This window comes from Neisseria sp. P0001.S005, assembly GCF_051963715.1.
Map to the genome: position 1 here is coordinate 1 of NZ_JBQCTZ010000651.1, position 421 is coordinate 421.

Annotated in this window: 1 pseudogene; it reads left to right on the plus strand. The window is 55.3% G+C overall.

Going from position 1 to position 421, the window contains the following annotated elements:
• Window positions 1–421, plus strand: a pseudogene (locus ACTHSP_RS22200) (leucyl aminopeptidase); the annotation flags it as partial.

Here is a 421-nt window from a genome sequence, read left to right on the forward strand (position 1 = left end):
CCTACCGTTTCGACCGCTACAAAAAAGAAGCCAAACCGGCCAAATTTGCAGAAGCCGTGTTCCACAGCGCACACGAAGCCGCCGTCAAAGAAGCCCTGCGCGTTGCCGAAGCGCAAGTTTACGGGCAAAGCCTCTGCCGCGACTTGGGCAATGCCGCGCCCAACGAATGCACGCCTGAATTCCTCGCGCGTACCGCCAAAGCCGAAGCCGAAAAATTGGGCGCACACGCCAAAATTATTGAAAAAGACTACATCAAAGAAAACATGGGTTCGTTCTGGTCTGTCGCCAAAGGCAGCGTCGAAGACCCATATTTGGTCGAACTGAGCTATTTCGGTGCGTCCGACAAAGAAGCCGCGCCTGTGGTATTGGTCGGCAAAGGCATTACCTTCGACACCGGCGGCATTTCCCTCAAACCCGGCCT